1 protein-coding gene is annotated in these 2,141 nt (G+C 52.5%); it reads right to left on the bottom strand.

From position 1 onward, the window contains the following. Positions 1-105: 105 nt before the first annotated feature. A partial coding sequence (locus C4N24_RS14880; RefSeq protein WP_112092027.1) for a heavy metal translocating P-type ATPase occupies positions 106-2,141 on the bottom strand: 2,036 nt, incomplete at its 5' end.

The following is a 2,141-nucleotide window of genomic DNA, read 5'->3' as shown; positions in this document are numbered from 1 at the left end:
CAAAGAAAAACAGGAAGTTCCCGCTGGGGAACTCCCTGCCTTACTTATCGTGTGTGGATTTTTGCAGGGTGCGTCCGGGTGGGCGCACCCTGTTTTTGTTTGTGCTTATTTCTTCAGAATCCGCATTGCGTTCAGAACAGCGATGATCGTGACACCCACATCACCGAACACGGCTTCCCACATACCGGCCATGCCGAGTGCGCCCAGAACAAGGAACACGCTCTTGATGCCAAGAGCAATCACGATGTTCTGCATCACAATCCGTTTCGTAGCCTTTGCAACATCAATGGCTTCTACAAGTTTCGATGGTTCATCTGTCATCAGAACAACATCCGCAGCTTCAATCGCGGCATCCGAGCCAAGACCTCCCATGGCAATGCCGACATCTGCACGGGCAAGAACAGGGGCATCGTTGATGCCATCGCCCACGAAGGCGAGTTTGCTGCCCTGCCGTTTCTGCTTATCCAGCATTTCCAGCTTTTCGACCTTCTGGTCGGGCAAGAGCTGTGCATAATACGCATCCAGACCAAGTTCGTCTGCCACCGACTTGCCGATTCGCTCATCATCGCCGGTAAGCATAACAGTTTTTTCCACGCCGATCTTTTTCAGCTCTGCGATTGCGCACTTGCTGTCCGGCTTCACTTCATCTGCGATCAGGATACAGCCTACATAGCTACCATCCGCTGCTACATAGAACTTTGTTCCGGCTGCATCGCAAGCGGCATAGGCAATCTTTTCAGATTCCATCAGCTTACTGTTGCCAGCCAGTACCTTCTTTCCCTGCACCATAACGCTGATGCCGTGTCCTGAGATTTCCTCAAAACCAGAGAACTGCTTCTGGTCGATTGGCTTTCCATAAGTCGCAAGAATCGACTTTGCGATCGGGTGGTTGGAATAACTCTCTGCCTGTGCAGCATACTCCAATACCTGCTCTTTCTGGTATCCGGCTGCCGGAATGATATTTGCGACCTCAAAAACACCCTTTGTTAAGGTGCCGGTCTTATCAAAGACCACCACGCTCACTTTGTTCAGTGCTTCCAGATAGTTGCTGCCCTTTACCAGCACACCGCGCTTGGATGCGGCACCAATACCGCCGAAGAAGGTCAGGGGAATAGAAATGACCAATGCACACGGGCAGGAAACGATCAGGAACACAAAACCTCTGCGCAACCACTCAGACCAGCCGCCGCCAAGGACGAGCGGCGGAATGATCGCCAACACAGCCGCCATTCCAACAACGACCGGCGTATAGTATCGTGCAAAGGTCGTGATGAAGTTCTCGGTGGGAGCTTTTCTTGCAGAAGCATTCTCCACAAGGTCAGTGATCTTCGATACCGTGGATTCCCCGAAGCTCTTTGTGACTTTCAGCGTCAGCAAACCGCTCTGGTTGATGCAGCCGGACAGGGCTTCATCGCCTTTGCGGATGCTTCTCGGCACAGATTCGCCGGTCAGTGCCTTGGTGTCCAGCATGGATTCGCCATCCACAACGATGCCATCCAGCGGGATTTTTTCACCGGGTTTTACCACGATGATCTCGCCCACCGCAACGCTTTCCGGAGAAACGACCTGCAATACGCCATTCCGCTTAACGGTCGCCGAATCCGGACAGATGTCCATAAGGTCAGAGATGGACTTTCTGGAACGCTTTACCGCCAGCGACTGGAAGAACTCTCCGACCTGATAGAACAGCATAACTGCAACAGCTTCCGGGTATTCCCCGATGGCAAATGCGCCGATCGTGGAAACACTCATCAGGAAATGCTCGTCAAACACCTGTCCTCTGGTGATATTTTTCACTGCCTGCCATACGACATCCCAGCCAAGAATCACATACGCCACAATCAGAAACGCCAGTTCCGCCAGAGTCGGCAGCTTTGCGAATACGGTCAATGCCATACCGATTGCATAGACCACAGCACCCACGGCAAGCCGTATCGTGCGCTTCTTATCCTCATCGTTATAGACCGCCGCTTTTTCATCCTTTTTGACAGGTGCAGTCGCTTCCAGCTGCTTTTCCGACACTTCAACATCCGGCTCATGGCTGTGTACGATCGTGGTAACGGTATCCAGCAAGGAAGCAGCTACCGATGTTCCAGCCTGAACAGTCAGCGTCTGGTTCATCAGATTCACGGTCGAAGAAG

This window comes from Faecalibacterium prausnitzii (assembly GCF_003287405.1).
Classification (GTDB): Bacteria; Bacillota; Clostridia; order Oscillospirales; family Ruminococcaceae; genus Faecalibacterium; species Faecalibacterium intestinale.
The sequence above is the reverse complement of the archived record's forward strand: the minus strand, read 5'-3'. Positions and strand labels throughout refer to the sequence as shown.